Raw genomic sequence first — 16549 nt, 5'->3', positions numbered from 1 at the left:
CTTCGACGGGCTAGGGGCTTCCTGCACGGCGTCTCCGTCCGTCGCGAAGTCGGCTTCGCGACGGACGAGGACACCGATCACCGCACGGCTCGCTTACCCGAAAGGCCTCGTCGCCAACTGGGATGTGCGGGGTGCCACCCCAGTTCGCGCTTCGCTTTGGCGTTGGATGCGCCGCGCAGTTCTGTCATGAGCACGACGCCGGCTGGTCCAGCGGCCAGTCGTCCGATGAACCGCGGTACGCGCATCGGCTTCTTGGCGCCCAGCATCTCCGCTAGCTCCGGCAACCATTCGGCGACCGGGGCGGGCTCGTCATCGACGATGTTGTAGACACCGCGGCCACCGTTCTTCACGGCTGCGACCGTGGCCTCGGCGGCGTCGGCGATGTGGACGAACGACCACACCCCGCCGCCGTCGCCGACGACCGGGAACTTGCGCTTGCGGATCAGCTCGAACTGCTCGGACCCTGGCGCCATGGAGGTGCCGGGTCCGTAGAAGGCGCCGTAGCGCAGCACGACGCCTTCGGTCCAATCGGCGCCCAGCACGGCCCCCTCCAGGTGCTTGACCGCGGAGATCATCGAGGCCATCGGGCGGATGGGCGCGGGATCGAGGGGGTCCTGTTCGGTCTTGACCGGCCCGCCCGTCCGGGCATAGGTGAACCCGCCGTTGCTCTGGGCGATGAACCGTCGAACCCCTACAGCGCGTGCGGCCGCGAGCAGGTTGTCGGTCCCCTCGATCCGCAACCGGTCGGTGGCGGCGAAGCTGCGTTCCATGTGGCGGGGGTCAACATGCCCGATGGCGGTCAGCTGGTGGACGACCACCTCCGGCGCCGACTGGCGCACGGCGGCATCGACCGCCGCGCGATCGAGTGCATCGGCGATGACCGGCACCGCGCCCAGCTTCGACACCTTGGCCTTGTCCGACTCCTTGCGGATCATGGCGAACACCTCGTGTCCCGCATCGACCAGACGTGGCAAGAGCTGCCTACCCATCGCTCCAGTCGCTCCTGCAACCAGCACTCTCATCGTTAGCTCCTGTTCGGTTCGGTTCCGGATGTGTCACCTGAACCGGACAGCCCGCCGTTTCCTGACAGGAGCCATGTGTAATACACGTCACATCACGAGAAGGGGTTCCCCATGGTCGGCCGCCGCCCATTGTTCGGTCGCGCGTTCGAGCTTGTCGGGGTTTGCCTGCGTACGGCAGGCAGCGATGCCCTCGGCGGTGACCTCCAGGCACATGATGGCGACGACCCGGCCCTCCACGACGGCGACCACGGCGGGCTCGCCATTGGCGGTCCAGGAAAATATCTCGGGCGACCCACCGACGACGGCGCGCTTGGCCCCGTCCGGCCTGAACATGCCCCGAAGGAACCTCGCGACCGCGACGGCTCCCTCGAACGCCTTGGTGCGTGCTGGAACCTCCCCTCCGCCGTCGCCTATGGAAATGGCGTCCTTGGTGAGCAGGCGTACGAGCTCATCGGTCTGGCCGCTAGCGGCGGCCGCGAGGAACTCCTCGACGATTCGCCGGGCGCCCGCCTTGTCGACGTCGCGGCGGGCTTTGCCGTATGCGACATGCTTCTTGGCGCGGTGAAGGATCTGCTGGCTGGCGGCCTCGGTGACGTCCAGGATCTCGGCGATTTCCCGGTGCGGATAGTCGAAGGCCTCCCGCAGCACGTACACGGCCCGCTCGTTGGGGGACAGGCGTTCCAGGAGGGTGAGGACCGCGTACGAGACCGCTTCGCGCTGCTCAGCGGTTTCGGCCGGACCGAGCATCGGGTCCCCGGCTAGCAGCGGCTCGGGGAGCCATCGGCCTACGTAGGTCTCGCGTCGTGCCCGCGCGGACGTGAGCCGGTTGAGGCACAGGTTGGTGAGCACCTTCGTCAGCCACGCCTCCGGGACCTCGACGCGGTCGACGTCGGCGGCGTGCCAGCGCAGAAACGTCTCCTGCACGACGTCCTGTGCCTCGTTCGCGGAGCCGAGGAGATGGTAGGCGATGGCCTCCAGACGTGGCCTCGACAACTCGAACCGGTCGACGTCGTCCCCCGTTAAAGGCACGACCTGATCGTACCTGATCCGCTACCAGGAGCACCCGCGCTTGGGTGCGTTGGAACTCGACGACATGCGGTGGCGAACCATGCACTCTCGTGGTTCAGCGGATCCGAGAACGACCCCCCACACCCACGAGTGCGGTGAGTCTCGTGGCGGCGGCCTGATATCGCTGAACGCCTCAGCTCGAACGAGGGGTCTCTCGAACGATGCGTGTCCCAAACGACAGCACCGTCTTGTCGATTCCGGCTGAAGACTGACCCTCTGGTTCCGGGGCGGCGGGTCGAGATCAGCGCCGGTCTCGAGCAGGTCGTGGTCACCGTGGCCGGCAATAAGGTCGCCCGGCACGAACGGTGCTGGGCGGATCATCAAAGCATCACCGACCCGGTTCACGCGGCCGCGGCCGCCGAGATGCGCCAGGCCCGCCGCCTGGTCGCCGTCGCGCCGGTCGACACCACAGTCGAGCATCGCAGCCTGGTTGACTACGACCGCATGTTCGGACTCGATCACCCCGCCGATCCCGCCGATCCCGCCGATCCCGCCGATCCCGCCGATCCCGCCGATCCCGCCGATCCCGCCGATCCCGCCGACCCCGCCGACCCCGCCGACGGCGCCAACCGCCCGAGCGCTGAGGGGGTCGCGTGATGGCCACGAAACCAGCGCCAGCAACACCAGCGGCCGCAATGTGACGTCTGAGATCGCCTACCTCACCCGTGCTCTGAAGGCGCCGTCACTGCCCGGGGCGGACGAACGGCTGGCCGAACGCGCCCGTGCCGAGGGCTGGTCGCACGAGGAGTTCCTCGCCGCCAGCCTGCAACGCGAGGTCGCCGCCTACGAATCGCACGGCGGCGAAGGCCGTGTCCGCGCGGCCCGGTTCCCGGCCCGCAAGTCGCTGGAGGAGTTCGACTTCGACCACCAGCGCTCCCTCAAACGCGACACGATCACCCATCTGGGAACCCTGGACTTCATTGCAGGCAAGGAGAACGTGGTGTTCCTGGGCCCACCCGGGACCGGCAAGACCCACTTGTCGATCGGGCTCGGGATCCGCGCCTGTCAGGCCGGTCACCGGGTCGCGTTCGCCACCGCCGCCGAATGGGTCGCCCGGCTCGCCGACGCCCACCACGCCGGCAACCTCCAGGCCGAGCTGGTCAAGCTCGGCCGGATCCCGCTGCTCATCGTCGACGAGGTCGGCTACATCCCGTTCGAGGCCGAGGACGCGAACCTGTTCTTCCAGCTGGTCTCGTCCCGCTACGAACGCGCCTCGCTGATCGTCACCAGCAACAAACCCTTCGGCAAAGCGCACATGTTCGAGCGAACGTGTGTCAGGCAGCGCCGAAATTGCACGGGTTCAGTTCCAGTCGCCTGCGGCGGCGGCCTGGGCGACGTATTCCTCGAACGGTCTGGGTGGCCTGCCGAGGGCTCGTTGCACTCCGTCGGCGAGCGCAGCGGCCTGGCCGTTGCGGATTGCTGTGAAGACGCCGGTGAGTATTTGTGCGACGTCGCGTGGGATGCCGTCGGCGACCTGCTGTTCGACGTAGACCTCGGGGTCGACATCGATGTGGCGGATCGTGCGCCCGGTGGCCTTTGCGATGAGGTCGGTGGCCTCACCGAAGCTGATCGCCCGCGGGCCGGTGAGCACGTAGACCTGGCCGTTGTGGCGGTCTTGGGTCAGCGCCGAGGCGGCGACCTCGGCGATGTCGGTGGCGTCGATGAACGGGGTGCGGCCGTCCCCGGTGGGCAGGGTCAGGTTTCCGCTGAGGATGCCGGGCCGCCAGGAGGACTCGCTGAAGTTCTGCGCGAACCAGTCCGGCCGCAGGATGGTCCACTCCACACCAGAGCCGCGCACAGCCTGTTCGGCGGGCTTGAGCGGATGATAGTCGTGGTCGGCGCCGCTGGCCGATAGCAGCACCAGCCGCCGCACGCCTGCGGCGACCGCCTCGGTCACGAGCCGGGGGATGCGCCCCTGGCGATCTGTGCTCGCCGCTTGCAGGTTGGGCTCGATCAGGTAGGCGGCGGTGACGCCGTCGAGAGCGGGCGCCCAGGTATTGGGGTCATCCAGGTCGAAGCCGATGTCGCCGCCGGTGCGTGACGCCGACCGGACCGGCCGGCCGGCGGCCCGCAGGTGCTCGGCGATGCGGCGGCCGGTCTTGCCGGTGCCACCGAGAATCAGGATGTTGTTCATGCCATCCAGGCAACTGCACGGGCCCGGAGATGATCCATGGGAGAACGTCGATGAAGTATTTGTGATCGTCTACCGTGGGTGGCGTGGACGTTCTCAGTGATCTGCTGCACCGGGCCCGCGCGGGCGACGCGCTGGTCCGGCAGTTGATCCAACGGCCGCCGTGGTCGATGACCTTCGCTGACGTCCCTGCGCTCACGGTCGTGGCCACACTCGGCGGCCATGCATCGATCCGGCTCGACGACACCGGCCCCACGCCGGTTCGGCTCACTGCCGGTGACATCGCCCTCATCAGCGAGACCGGCCGGTACACGATCGCCGACAGCCCGTCCACCCCACCCCAGATCGTGATCCACCAGGGAAGGAAGTACGTCGCCGACACCGGCGAGGAGACGACGGTCCACCAGAACCTTGCCCCCCGTACCTACGGCGACGGCCAGCCCGGCGCCACGACCATGCTCCGGGGCGCCTACCGCCTGCGCGGCGGCGTCGGCGACCGCCTGCTCGACATGCTCCCGCCGCTGGCCATCGTCCCCGCCGGGCCCCGGACCCGGGCGGTACTGGACCTGCTCACCACCGAGACCGCCTGCGACGAACCCGGACAGGACGCCGTCCTGGGCCGGCTGCTGGATCTCATGCTCGTGATGGCGTTGCGGGCATGGTGCGCCAGACCGGATGCGACGCCGCCCGCCTGGTATCGGGCGCTGGCCGATCCCGCCATCGGCGACGCGCTGTGCCTCCTGCACACCGACCCCGCCCGCCGCTGGACCGTCGCCGAACTGGCCGCCAAGACCGGCATGTCCCGCGCCGCCTTCGCCGCACGCTTCACCAGCCACGTCGGCCAGCCCCCACTCACCTACCTCACCGCCTGGCGAATGACCCTCGCAGCAGACCTACTCCACGACACCGACGACACCATCGCCACCATCGCCCGCAACGTCGGATACCACGACGCCTTCGCCTTCAGCGTCGCCTTCAAACGCGCGCACAGCATCAGCCCCTCGGCCTGGCGCCACAGACACGCTGAGCCCGTCCCCGGTGCGTGAATGGTCACGACCAGCCAATACCTTGACGCGATCAAAGCCGCGGCCCGCTGCCAGGGCGAGAACGCGCGCGGCCTGAAGGCGGGTAGAAGCGTCGGACGTTGTTCATTCAGCCCAGCCGGCGGGAAGGCGGCCTGGATCGACACGGTCGGCGAGGTAGATCATGACGCGTTCGGCGGTCATGCCGAACGCCGCGGCCACGAGTTTGGGGTCCATGGTGTTGACCAGGTCCACCAGGCGGGTGCTGCGGAGCATCCGGGGCGGGACGCCGCCGGGGTCGAGGACATGGCTGACATAGGCGACCGAGGCGGGTGTCGTTCTGGCTCTGGTTCCTCGGGTGACCATGACGTGGGGATTGTCGGTGTCCTGGGCGTCTCGGTGAACGAGGCAGCGGTGCAGGACGTCTCAGCTGGCGGGGTCGAGCGGCACCGGATGAGGGCGTTTGCCCAGGTGGATGGAGCGTGTGCCGTGATCGATGTCGTCCAAGGTCAGGTGGCGGACCTCGAGGCTGGAGACTCCGTGGACGAGGCCGAGGATGCCGAGCAGGCATTCGTGGGGGTGAGCGTCCGGGCTGGTGGTCCACCGGCGGAACAAGGCACGCTGCTGCTCTAGCAGGACGGTCTGGCCGATGAACCCTGCGGGCTGCTTGGCCGACAGGCCGCTGGTCGGGTCGACGAGCACGACTTTGCGGGTCCGGGCGAACCGGAAGAACTGGCGGAGCACCGTCAGCCGGCGTTTGCGCGCCTTGGGCAAGGTGGCCAGGAATGCTTCGACATCCTGCACGTCGACCAGTGCCCAGTCGCGTTTGCCCAGGTCGATGTCTATGAAGCGGCCGAGGTCGCGGACGGTCGCCAACGCGGCGTCGATCGTCTGGTCTGTTCGGGGTTTGGTGCCAGCGCGCAGGGCGCGTTCCCGGGATCGGAGCATGAACGTGCTGAACGCTTCGGCGGTCGGCCGCAGCGGTTCGGGGACGGCGTCGATACGGCGTTGACGTCGTCCAGCTGCGAGGCGTTCGGCCTGGTCGGTCGGCAACGCCAGCCCTCTGGTGGTGAAGAATCCCTCCAGCGCCCGGGCGAGGGAACCCATGGACCGTCCGGGGCGGCGGGCGCGTTCCAGTACGGCCTGCGGATGGTTGGGGTGCTCGTCTTCCAGCAGCCGCCCCAAGACTGTGATCATGGTGCAGGCGCGGGCGGGGCCGCGACGGGCCGCGAGATGGGCGATGAAGTCGCCCAGCCAGTCCGGTGGCTGGGCCAGGCTGGCAGCGAGGTTCGCACCCCGGACGAACGGCCTGTCCGGGTGGCGTTGCAGACAGGCCGAGCACAATCCCAGAGCGGCATGTCGGCGTAGTTGCCCGCACTCGGTGCAGACGCGGGGCGGCCACTTGCCCTGCCGGGTCCGCGAGCAGTGGCCGCACCATCCTGTGTCCTCGCGCAACAGGCCGGGCCGGCCGCATTTCGGGCAGTCCCGTAGCGCGGCTTGCTGGCGGGCTTTGCGCCGGCAGTCCCGGCACAAGATCGTGTCCTTTGACCGGACCGGGTGCCCGCAGGTGGCGCATGCTCGTGAGCAGGTGATGCACCTGCCGCCGTCGACCTGCAGGATCCTCTGCTTCCCGCAGGCGGGGTAGGTCTCTTTCGCGGCTTCCTCGGTCATCCGCCGCACGCATCGGCAGCAGTGCTGCCGGTCGATGAAACCGACCGGGGCACCGCAGCCCGCACAGTCCCGCTGCCGCTTACCCACCGATACCGTCCGCTCTGGTCACAGGGGCGGCATGGACCGGCCCCCGGTGGAGGCGGCCTTCGGCTGCTCGGCCACCGGCCGCGGCGGCCGGGCGGGCTGCTCGATCGGGGTGGTGTCCACGTCGAACAGGTCGTTGGGGGTGCACTCCAGCGCGGTGCACAACGCCACCAGGGTCGACAACTTGACCTGCGAGGGCTCCTTGGTGAACAACGCCGACACCGACGCGGCCGACATCTCCAACCCGGCCTTCTCGGCGAGCAGGCGCCGCAGCTGGGCACCGGTCCAGACCTCGCGCTGAGCCGCGGCCATCCGCAGCTTCCACCGGATTCTCATACCGCTCCGTCCTGCCCGGTCAGTTCGCTCAACGTGGTGGTGACCGCCCGCCGATAGGCGTCCTCGATGAACGTTGCCGAGGGTCGGACATACCGCATAGTCGAGCTCACCGTCCAGTGACCAAGCAACTCCTGGATCGCGACCAGGTCCACACCACGCTCGTAATTGTGGGTCGCGCACGCCCGCCGGAGCGCATGCGGGCTGAACCGGTCGGCGGCGGGTCGTCCTTCCAGCTCCATCAGATAGCGGAGCCGGTTACGAATCGTAGGAGTACCAGGGACATGGTCCTGGCGACTGCCTGTTTGAAGCGGGGTTTCTGGAGGGTGCGTGAGGCGCGCCGGATCAGGAAGGTCCAGGTCATCAGCCAGATCATGATCAGCAGCGCGTGGGCAGTGGCCAGGGTGAGGATCTGGCCACCGAAGGATTGCCGGGGTGCTATGAACTGGGGCACCAGCGTCAAGTAGATCGAGGCCGCCTTCGGGTTGAGGACGTTGGCGAGCAACGCTTGGGCGTAGATCGAGTCCACCCGCTTCGGCAGTCGCCGACGCGAGGGTGTGGGTACGGAGTGCAGCCTGGCGGAACGCCAAGTCCACAGGGCCAAGCCGATGAGGTAGGCGGCACCGACGAGCTTGACGGCCGCGAACGCCTGGCTCGAGCGCATGACCAGGGCTGACAGGCCGGCGATCGCCAGAGTGGCGTGGATGTAAAGACCGGTGGCGGTGCCGAGGATGACAGGCAGGGCCTGGCGGCGTCCTTTGTCGGTGACATGGTGGATCAGCAGCGCCAGGCTGGCTCCGGGAGTCGCGATCAAGGGGAAGACGGCCGCCAGAAATCCGGCGACCGCGTAGGGATGGACCACGATGGCTCCAGCGCGTTCGAGCAGCATCAGAGGACGACGCGGTAGTGGGTGGTCAGGCGAGCGTTGTCGTCGAGGATGTGGAAAGCGAGCCCGGGTGGCTGCTGGAGGTCTGCGGGTTGGTCGCCCTCCCACGGCAGGCGCAAGGTCCAGGTGATCGCGGGCCCGACGATCAGGGGCCGGGCGGCGAAGACCGACGCCGCTGCGGTGTGCGCGTGGCCGGTGATGACGGCGGCAATCTGCGGATGTGCTTCGAGCAGGCCGGCCAGTTGTCCGGGATGTTCGAGCATGCCTGAGTCCGGCAGGGGATGGTGCAGCACGACCGGCGGCTGATGGAAAGCCAGCAGCGCCGGAGCGTTTCGCGGGAGGGCACCGAGGGTGGTCTCGATCCAGCCAATTGTCTGGTCGTCCAGCCGGCCCTCATCGCGACCCGGGATGGTGACGTCGCACATCAGGATGGTCGTGCCCGAGATGTGGTGAACCTGATTGATCGGGCCGTCGCTCGGTGCCTCACCGAGCAATGACTTGCGGTACGCCGGCCTCGCGTCGTGGTTCCCGGGACAGGTGAGCACCGGGAAGTCGGTGGTCAGGATCTGAGCCGCCTCTTCGTACTCGGCCTCCTCACCGTGATCGGCGATGTCGCCGGTGACCAGCAGAGCGTCAACCTGTCGGGGCAGAGCCCTCAGGTAATCCATGACGCGGACGGCCCGTCGGGTCGCCCGATCGCTGCCGTCCAGGTGGAGGTCGCTGATCTGTGCAAAGAGCGCCGTCATGTCGCTGTCTCCTCGTGATCGCCGGGACAACTCCGAAGCCCGGACTCTAATGGAAGTTTTCAGATTGCCGTTAGAGACCGTAGGCTGTTGCGAGCGAGCTGATCAAGTGATTTGACGACGATGCGCCGACGGAAGGGATGGCGAATGGAGCGCTGGCTGGCACTGGAACTGGCGAGCACGATCCGCCACGACGGGCAGGGCGGCGTCGTCGACGATCTCGCCACGATCGAAGGAACAAGTCGCTGGATCCACGCGCAGGCGGAGCTGCTGGCCGGGGACATCTCGCCTGACGATCTGACAGCGGATGAACCTCTCAGACTCGGGATCATCGAGCTCCGGCGCGCCGTACGGGCGTTGTTCGCGCGGACAGTCAGCCCCGCTCCCCCGAGCCCAGCAGATGCGCATCGCCTCATGCCCGCCGACCAGGCGATAGCCCATCTCAACGCGGCCGCAGCCCGCGAGCTGGTTGCGCCGCAGTTGAACTGGCCCACCGACGGAACCCCCACCGCCCGCCTGCTGTCGGTGGAGAACAATGCACAGGTTCGGCTCGTCGCAGCCCTGGCCCGTGCCGCCATCGACTTCCTCAGTGGCCCACAGCGCACGCACCTGCGATCCTGCACCGCGCCACGCTGCGTACGCTATTTCGTCAAGAGCCACGGCCGACAGGAATGGTGCAAACCCTCCTGCGGCAACCGAGCCCGAGCAGCCCGCCACTACAAGCGTCACCACCACGAATCCGCCAGCGACTCCCTCTCCTGAACAACCACGATCGCGGGTCTGACCGGAATGGTGACCAGCAAGTGCCACTGCCGTAGAGGCGCCGACGGAGAAGCCGCGTGAGAATTGCTGCCAATGACCTGTCGGATCCGGAGTGAGGCGTTCGTAGTAGGGGTGACGGCCGGCCGGAGAAAGGCCGCCGGACTGACAGAAAGGCAATGGCGCCATGCGGAAACTGATCTACGGCATGAACCTGACCCTGGACGGCTACGTCGCCGCGCCCGGCGACGACATCGGCTGGGGCACGCCGAGCGACGAGCTGTTTCAGTGGTGGCTCGACCAGGAGTTGGCGATCGGGCTGTTGATGTACGGGCGCAAGCTGTGGGAGGCGATGAGTTCCCATTGGCCGACCGGCGACCAGCAGCCCGACGCCACCCCGGCGCAGATCGAGTTCGCGCGGAACTGGCGGGACACGCCGAAGGTGGTGTTCTCCTCGACGATCGACAAGGTCGACTGGAACACCCGCCTGTTCACTGGCGACGCCGTAGCGGAGATCACCCGACTCAAGGCCGACGACGGCGAGCCGATGAGGGTCGGTGGCGCCGCGCTCGCTGGGGCGGCCATGCGGGCCGGGTTGGTCGACGAGTACGAGATCGTCACCCATCCGGTGCTGGTGGGCGGCGGCACACCGTTCTTCACCGCGCTGGACAGTTGGGTGAACCTGAACCTGGTGGAGACGCGGACGTTTCCCGGCGGCGTGGTCCAGACCAGGTACGAGACGAGGCGTTGAGCGCGGAGCCGGTCGCTGCTTTGTGGGCCAAACTCGGTGCCCTGTGCCCGCATAGTGCCCGCGCGCCTCTGCTCACGTGCGCCGCGCTGGAGTCACCCCAGGTCAGGGGCCACACGTGGCCTGGGGTCTAGGCGAATTCGTGTGGCGCGGGGATGAAGTTTGTCGGGACTGGCCTGACGTCTTCAGCCGAGGGAGAGCAGCCGTTCCTCCAGGAGTGGCCCGGCTTGGTCGATGGTTTCGCCCAGATCGAGCCGGGACTGCTCACGCGCCGACGGCTCGTCCATCCCGGCCACGGCCAGACTGAACACTCCCGTCAGCACGTCCCGCCGCCCATCCGGGCGCACCACCGACAGCCCGAACTCCACGGCAAGACCGGTCCGCACCACCTGCGCCTTGCCCGGATCATCCGCCAGCGGCTTGCCACCTGTGAGGAACTTCGGCTCCTTGGTGATCTTCAACCACTCGACCTTGGCCCCTTCGACCTGCTGCGCCAGCATCTCCTCGATCCCGTCGCGCACCGCTCGCCCGGGCTGATCTCCCAGCCAGTCGAGCCAATGATCTGCCTTGGTGAGCAACTCGAAATCGTCCCGCGGGCGCCCGTGTCCCTTGTTGGGCACGAACTCACCGGTGAGCTGCCCCGCCTCGTCGACCCGCCAACCCCCACGAATCGCCTCCGGCGGCACATAACCGTTCGGATCGTCGACCCAGTCCCCATCGATCTCGTAAACCCACCCACCCGGAGTCCGAGCCGCCTCAGCCACCAGCCCGTCAGGCGGTCTACGCCGCCGCTTGAACACGCTCACCCAACCCAGTCTGCCCCAGGGCGGCCGGCTCACTCTCCAGCTAACCTGTCTGCGGAACCATCCCATCCGGAGCCGGAAGTGAGCGCGATCACCGAGGCCGGACCTACTTGATCGGGCTCGGCATGGAGCCGACACCGATGCGTTCGACCGGAGCGCGGCGCAGGCAGTCGACAGGAGACGGCAGTTGCACGAACTCCCGCGAGAAACGCGTCCGTCGGTGGCCCGACATGGATGACGAAACTGCCGTCGCCGCTGTCCTCGTCGCGACGCAACTCAAGCGATTCAGGGAGGTCTGCGAGGTAGCGGGGCCGATCGAGCCGCGGTTCGACGGAGCCACGAAGCATGTGCTCCTCACCGACGATCGCGCCTTTCTGTTCCCACGCAACCACACGATCGTCGCGCAGCTCGAGCGCGAATGCGACGTCTACGCAACTGTCGACCACCCGCTCGTCTCGAAGCTGCTCGGCCGCTGGGACGAGCCGGCGATCTCGCCGTACCCGTTCTTTGCCGTGACCCGGCTCCGGGGCTGCTCCGTGCCCGGCGACATGTCGCCCGAACACCTGCGAATGCTGGCGGGACAGCTCGGTACGGCGCTTGCAGCGTGCCATGACATCAGTCTCGAGCACGTCCCACGACGCCTCTGGGCCAACGCCTGGTCGGAACCGCCGCCGACGCCACCGACGGCGACCGAGTGCTACTCGCCTCTCCGCGAACTGGGCGGCGCATGGACGCCGACTGGAATGGCGAGCTGGTCGATCAGCTCGAGTCGGGAACGCCTTGCCGAATCGGTCGCACCGTTCGTCAGCCCGGCAGCGCGAACGACGTTGCTCGAAGCCCTCGAAGCTGTCGACGCAATGGACCCGGTCCTTGCCCACGGCGACCTCTACGAGCGCCACCTCCTGCTCGACGCATCGGGGACCTTGACCGGGATTCTCGACTGGGGGTTCGGAGGTGTGCTGTCTCCCCTTGTCGACTTCACGTGCAGCCAGTGGGACAGCGCAAGTTGGGCCGCCGAACGCTCGTACGGTGACCTCCGTCGGCACCTCTGGACGGCGTACGCCGAACATCGTTCGGTGCCGCTGCCGAGTTGGGAGCAGGTCCACCTCGCTCTGACCACGTTCGACATCGTTGCGCTGGCACCCGAGACAAAGACCCACTACTACTGGCAGAAGAGCGCCGAGTGGCAAGCCGCTCGACGCGCTGCGGCGCGAGACTCCTTGCAGGCGCAGCTCAAGTAGGCAGGGACTGACGTCGGAGGCGACGCTCAACGGGGGAGAGTTTGATTGAGCCTCAAGGCGAGTGCTGCTACTTGGCGCCGGGAGCTGGTTCCGGTTTCCGGAGCACGTGTGAGACATGGGTGCTGACTGTCTTCTCGCTGATGAACAGGGCCGCTGCGATCTCGGGGTAGGTGCGACCCGCGACCAGGTATGACAGCACCTCCTGCTCCCGCTTGGTCAATGAGTCGAATGGCGTCGGCGAGCGGCTCTGCGGCGATGTTGCCCGTCTCCCAGGCTTGGTCGCTCCACTCGATGAGCACACGGCTTGCGCGCAGCGGGTCGGCAGCCGGGTCGACCAGTTGACTGGCACGAGACCACGCCTCGTAACTCGCTTCGGTCAGGCCGACCTGACTCGTCGTCCGCGTGGGGGAGTCCATGATGCGGGCAGGTGGTCCGCCAGCGGGACTCATGTCCCACGTCGTCGATGAAGTCCTACGACCGCTGTTGATCGAACTCGGACTGAACGCCACGGAGAGCACGGTCCTACCCGTCTGGTCCTTCGCGCGTCCCTGAACGCCACCGCCCCTACGGCGTTGTTCGGGTTCTACTTGGGGTGGGCGAGGAGCTGGGTGCCCAGGTCGTCGGAGCACCGTCCCGGGCTGCCCGACTGCCGGTGCCGGCTGCGTCGTCAGCCTGTCTGAGGGCAGAAAAAAGGAAGGTGAGCAGGTGCTCCCTTCCATTATTAATCTATAACGCAGACCGGGGCTTGCCGCAAGCCCCGGTTCATGCTTCACAATCGTCGGCCGTGGCCATAAATCCTTCGGACCTTCGAGGTGAAGAAACCCTGTCCACCACTGCGTTCGACCTTCCCGAGAACCTCACTGCCAAAGCAGAACCGGCGCTGATCGCCGGTGACGACAAGCACTTCGCGGCCATCGCGGAGTCGCTGGAGCGGTCGATCGCCGAATTGTCGGCCCGTCTCGACGAGACCCGGAAGGAGGCCGGCGGCATCGGTCAGGGCGCGATGGACCGCGACCTCGAGGTGCACCGGCTGACCAGTCGGCTGCGCACCCTGCGGCGATTCGGGCTGGACTTGTGCCTCGGTCACATCGTCAGCGCGGACGACCCCGAGCAGCCGGTGTACATCGGCCGGCTCGGCCTGACCGACAGCGACGGGCGCCGGCTGCTGATCGACTGGCGTTCCCCAGCGGCTGAGCCATTCTTCGGAGCGACGCACGGCAACCCGATGGGCCTGCTCAGCCGTCGCCGGTACCGCTGGACCCGCGGCCGGATCACCGACTACTGGGACGAGGTGTTCACCGCCGACGAGTTCGCCCGGCACGCCGCCGCCCTCGACGACCAGTCCGCGTTCGTCGCCAGTCTGGGCAGCAGCCGGTCGCCCCGGATGCGCGACGTTCTGGGCACGATCCAGGCCGACCAGGACGCGATCATCCGGGCCGGCTCCCGGGGTGCGCTGATTGTCGACGGCGGTCCGGGCACCGGGAAGACGGTCGTCGCGCTGCACCGCTCGGCGTACCTGCTCTACTCGGATCCGCGGCTGGACCAGCGGCGCGGCGGCGTACTCTTCGTCGGTCCGCACCAGCCGTACCTGGCGTACGTCGGCGATGTGCTGCCGAGTCTGGGCGAGGACGGGGTCCAGACCTGCACGCTGCGGGACCTGGTTCCCGAGGGTGCTTCGGTGCCTGCCGAGGCCGATCCGGAGGTGGCCAGGCTGAAGTCGTCCGCCGGCATGGTGAAGGCGATCGAGCCGGCCGTCGGCCTGTACGAGGAGGCGCCGACCAAGCCGATGACGGTCGTGACGCACTGGTCCGAGATCCATCTGAGTACGGCGAACTGGGCCGAGGCGTTCGGAGCCGCGGATCCCGGTACGCCGCACAACCTGGCGCGTGACGAGGTCTGGGACGAACTGCTCACGATCCTGATCGACAAGCACGAGGAGGAGTACGAGGACGACGACGTCTCCGAGGAGCTTCTGCGCCGATCGCTGGAGCAGAACGAGGACCTGCGGACGACGTTCGACAAGGCGTGGCCGTTGATCGATCCGTACGACCTGGTCGGAGATCTGTGGTCGGTGCCGGCGTACCTGCGTAGGTGTGCGCCGTGGCTCTCGCCCGAGGAGGTCAGGCTGCTGCAGCGGTCCGACGTACAGGCCTGGACGGCATCCGACCTGCCGCTGCTGGATGCCGCGCGGCAGCGGCTCGGTGATCCGGAGGCATCCCGGCGTCGGCGTCGGCGGCAGGCTGCGGCGGCTGCCGAGCGGGAGCGGATGTCTGGTGTGGTCGACAACCTGATCGAGGCCGGCGACGAAGCGTACGGCGGCGGATTGGTGTCGATGCTCCGTGGCGAGGACTTCGTGGAAGCGCTCGTCGACGAGGCCGGGCTGGCGACCGCCGATCCGGACCTGCTGGCCGGGCCGTTCGCGCATGTCGTCGTGGACGAGGCGCAGGAGCTGACCGATGCGGAGTGGCAGATGTTGTTGCTGCGCTGCCCGTCACGCAGCTTCACGATCGTCGGGGATCGGGCGCAGGCCCGGCACGGGTTCACCGAGTCCTGGCAGGAGCGGCTCGAGCGGGTCGGGCTCGATCAGCTCAAGCTGGCGACGTTGACCGTCAACTACCGGACTCCGGATCAGGTCATGGCCGAAGCCGAGCCGGTGATCCGGGCGGCGCTGCCGGACGCGAACGTGCCGACGTCCATCCGCCACGGCGATCACCCGGTCGTCCATGGTCCGATCGCCGACCTCGGCGGGATCCTGGAGAGCTGGCTCGCCGGCCAGCCCGATGGTGTCGCGTGCGTGATCACCGCGGACGGTACGACGCCTGCCGGGGTGCCGGTCGATGCACGCATCCGTTCGCTGACACCGGTTCTGGCGAAGGGCCTCGAATTCGACCTGGTCATTCTCGTCGACCCGGAAACCTACGGCGAGGGAATCGAGGGTGCCGTCGACCGGTACGTCGCAATGACTCGAGCAACCCAACGACTCACAATCCTCACCAGCTGAATCTCTCTGAATCGAGGAAGCAGTTGCACAGCACGATCTTGAACGTCACCTTTGACTGCGGTGACTCTGCCGCTCAAGCCCAGTTCTGGAGCGGCGTCACTCGCTGGCCCGCGACGTACGTCGACATGCCGGGCAACCCGTTCTGGGTGGTTGCCTCGGACAACGAGGCCGTGATTCGCCTCGTCTTTGTCCAGGTCCCCGAGCCCAAGACGGTCAAGAACCGGGTCCATCTCGACCTCCTGCCCGAGGGAGGCCCGCAGGACGAGGAGCTCGCCAGACTGCAGTCCATCGGCGCCACCATCGTCGACGACCGCCGGACCGCATCCCCCGGCGGCTGGGTCATGATGGCGGACCCCGAAGGGAACGAGTTCTGCCTGGAACACGGCGAATGACTGCTCAGGCTGCGGTGCGTACTTCGCGGAGGGCTTCGGACCAGGTGATGACCTCGTCGAGGACGCCCTTCAGGTTTGCTTCCTGGTGGCCCTGCGGCTTGAACTCGCTGTAGGCAACGAAGTCCGTGGCCAGGTTCAGAGTCACTTGGGGACCGACGTCCGCGATCCGCAGCTGTGCCATCACCTGACGGAGCTGTTCGACCGCCCTCGCGCCTCCGTCAGCTCCGTAGCTCACGAAGCCGGCCGCCTTGTGGTTCCACTCGGCGTACAGGAAGTCCAGGGCGTTCTTGAGGGCGGCCGGGATTCCGTGGTTGTACTCCGCGGTGACGAACACGAAACCGTCGAAGCGTTCGACGATCTCGGCCCAGCGCACGGTAGGTGGTTGCTGTCCGCGCCCCATCATGGGCACCCCGGGCTCGTCGAGCAGGGGCAGCTCGACCTCCTTGAGATCGACCAAATCGAACTCGGCCCCGCCATGCTGCCGCGCCTGCTCGTACACCCAGCCGGCGACGCCTTCGCCGAGGCGGCCGGGGCGGGTGCTGCCGAGGATGACCGCAATCTTCGTCACTTGTCTGCCTTTCACCGGATTGCCAACGCGATCGACGCTAGTCGCCGGGCTGAACACTCTCCATGCGTGAGCAGCTC

General features: G+C 67.7%; 19 protein-coding genes and 1 pseudogene. 8 read left to right on the top strand and 12 right to left on the bottom strand.

Going from position 1 to position 16549, the window contains the following annotated elements; all coding sequences use genetic code 11:
* Positions 1 to 77: 77 nt before the first annotated feature.
* Complete coding sequence (locus tag OG817_RS36595; protein WP_406049480.1) at positions 78 to 1022, bottom strand: NAD-dependent epimerase/dehydratase family protein; 945 nt, start codon at positions 1020 to 1022, stop codon at positions 78 to 80.
* An 87-nt stretch (positions 1023 to 1109) separates the two neighbouring features.
* Positions 1110 to 2051, bottom strand: a complete 942-nt coding sequence (gene sigJ / locus OG817_RS36590; protein WP_406049478.1) for an RNA polymerase sigma factor SigJ — start codon at positions 2049 to 2051, stop codon at positions 1110 to 1112.
* 204 nt (positions 2052 to 2255) lie between these two features.
* Between sigJ and OG817_RS36585 the strand changes: the two genes are divergently transcribed.
* Together OG817_RS36585 and OG817_RS36580 are read left to right on the top strand one after the other, a co-directional pair.
* Entirely contained in the window at positions 2256 to 2687 is a 432-nt protein-coding gene (locus OG817_RS36585; RefSeq protein ID WP_406049476.1) for a Mu transposase domain-containing protein, read from the top strand.
* 40 nt (positions 2688 to 2727) lie between these two features.
* Positions 2728 to 3282, top strand: a pseudogene (locus OG817_RS36580) (ATP-binding protein); the annotation flags it as partial.
* A 108-nt stretch (positions 3283 to 3390) separates the two neighbouring features.
* Here the strand turns inward: OG817_RS36580 and OG817_RS36575 are convergent.
* A complete protein-coding gene (locus OG817_RS36575) occupies positions 3391 to 4224 on the bottom strand; it encodes an SDR family oxidoreductase (protein ID WP_406049475.1) in 834 nt (277 codons plus the stop codon).
* 83 nt (positions 4225 to 4307) lie between these two features.
* Between OG817_RS36575 and OG817_RS36570 the strand changes: the two genes are divergently transcribed.
* Positions 4308 to 5267, top strand: a complete 960-nt coding sequence (locus tag OG817_RS36570; protein ID WP_406049474.1) for an AraC family transcriptional regulator — start codon at positions 4308 to 4310, stop codon at positions 5265 to 5267.
* A gap of 102 nt (positions 5268 to 5369) precedes the next feature.
* On the opposite strand, the gene OG817_RS36565 is transcribed toward OG817_RS36570, so the two are convergent.
* The 6 genes from OG817_RS36565 to OG817_RS36540 form a co-directional block, all read right to left on the bottom strand.
* Positions 5370 to 5609: a hypothetical protein gene (locus OG817_RS36565; protein WP_406049472.1), complete on the bottom strand. Its 240-nt coding sequence runs from the start codon at positions 5607 to 5609 to the stop codon at positions 5370 to 5372.
* 60 nt (positions 5610 to 5669) lie between these two features.
* A complete protein-coding gene (locus OG817_RS36560; RefSeq protein ID WP_406049471.1) occupies positions 5670 to 6440 on the bottom strand; it encodes a hypothetical protein in 771 nt (256 codons plus the stop codon).
* A 579-nt stretch (positions 6441 to 7019) separates the two neighbouring features.
* Positions 7020 to 7334 (bottom strand): helix-turn-helix domain-containing protein, encoded by a 315-nt coding sequence (locus OG817_RS36555; protein WP_406049470.1) that lies wholly within the window; start codon positions 7332 to 7334, stop codon positions 7020 to 7022.
* Entirely contained in the window at positions 7331 to 7573 is a 243-nt protein-coding gene (locus OG817_RS36550; RefSeq protein ID WP_406049469.1) for a tyrosine-type recombinase/integrase, read from the bottom strand. The genes OG817_RS36555 and OG817_RS36550 overlap by 4 nt, the downstream gene beginning before the upstream one ends.
* Positions 7573 to 8220 carry a LysE family translocator gene (locus tag OG817_RS36545; protein WP_406049468.1) on the bottom strand — a complete coding sequence of 216 codons (648 nt, stop codon included), beginning with the start codon at positions 8218 to 8220 and terminating at the stop codon, positions 7573 to 7575. The genes OG817_RS36550 and OG817_RS36545 overlap by 1 nt, the downstream gene beginning before the upstream one ends.
* The gene (locus OG817_RS36540) at positions 8220 to 8963 is read right to left on the bottom strand and encodes a metallophosphoesterase (protein ID WP_406049467.1); all 744 of its coding nucleotides are present in this window, start codon (positions 8961 to 8963) and stop codon (positions 8220 to 8222) included. The genes OG817_RS36545 and OG817_RS36540 overlap by 1 nt, the downstream gene beginning before the upstream one ends.
* A gap of 144 nt (positions 8964 to 9107) precedes the next feature.
* Between OG817_RS36540 and OG817_RS36535 the strand changes: the two genes are divergently transcribed.
* Positions 9108 to 9722 (top strand): CGNR zinc finger domain-containing protein, encoded by a 615-nt coding sequence (locus OG817_RS36535; protein WP_406049466.1) that lies wholly within the window; start codon positions 9108 to 9110, stop codon positions 9720 to 9722.
* Between the two features lie 184 nt (positions 9723 to 9906).
* On the top strand, positions 9907 to 10470 hold the full coding sequence (locus OG817_RS36530) for a dihydrofolate reductase family protein (RefSeq protein ID WP_406049464.1): 564 nt from the start codon (positions 9907 to 9909) through the stop codon (positions 10468 to 10470).
* 182 nt (positions 10471 to 10652) lie between these two features.
* On the opposite strand, the gene OG817_RS36525 is transcribed toward OG817_RS36530, so the two are convergent.
* The gene (locus OG817_RS36525; RefSeq protein ID WP_406049463.1) at positions 10653 to 11273 is read right to left on the bottom strand and encodes a hypothetical protein; all 621 of its coding nucleotides are present in this window, start codon (positions 11271 to 11273) and stop codon (positions 10653 to 10655) included.
* Between the two features lie 227 nt (positions 11274 to 11500).
* Between OG817_RS36525 and OG817_RS36520 the strand changes: the two genes are divergently transcribed.
* A complete protein-coding gene (locus OG817_RS36520; protein ID WP_406049461.1) occupies positions 11501 to 12511 on the top strand; it encodes a phosphotransferase family protein in 1011 nt (336 codons plus the stop codon).
* 67 nt (positions 12512 to 12578) lie between these two features.
* On the opposite strand, the gene OG817_RS36515 is transcribed toward OG817_RS36520, so the two are convergent.
* On the bottom strand, positions 12579 to 12812 hold the full coding sequence (locus OG817_RS36515) for a response regulator transcription factor (RefSeq protein ID WP_406057592.1): 234 nt from the start codon (positions 12810 to 12812) through the stop codon (positions 12579 to 12581).
* 483 nt (positions 12813 to 13295) lie between these two features.
* Here OG817_RS36515 and helR point away from each other — a divergent pair, with 483 nt between their 5' ends.
* Together helR and OG817_RS36505 are read left to right on the top strand one after the other, a co-directional pair.
* Positions 13296 to 15512, top strand: a complete 2217-nt coding sequence (gene helR, locus OG817_RS36510; protein WP_406049460.1) for an RNA polymerase recycling motor ATPase HelR — start codon at positions 13296 to 13298, stop codon at positions 15510 to 15512.
* Positions 15513 to 15550: 38 nt separating this feature from the next.
* Entirely contained in the window at positions 15551 to 15904 is a 354-nt protein-coding gene (locus tag OG817_RS36505; RefSeq protein ID WP_396394245.1) for a VOC family protein, read from the top strand.
* A 4-nt stretch (positions 15905 to 15908) separates the two neighbouring features.
* Here OG817_RS36505 and OG817_RS36500 read toward each other — a convergent pair whose 3' ends face one another.
* Complete coding sequence (locus OG817_RS36500; RefSeq protein WP_406049459.1) at positions 15909 to 16472, bottom strand: NADPH-dependent FMN reductase; 564 nt, start codon at positions 16470 to 16472, stop codon at positions 15909 to 15911.
* Between the last annotated feature and the right edge of the window lie 77 nt (positions 16473 to 16549).

Source organism: Kribbella sp. NBC_00889 (genome assembly GCF_045207705.1).
In the GTDB taxonomy this organism is placed as follows: Bacteria; Actinomycetota; Actinomycetes; order Propionibacteriales; family Kribbellaceae; genus Kribbella.
This window is presented reverse-complemented; position numbering and strand designations above follow the sequence as displayed.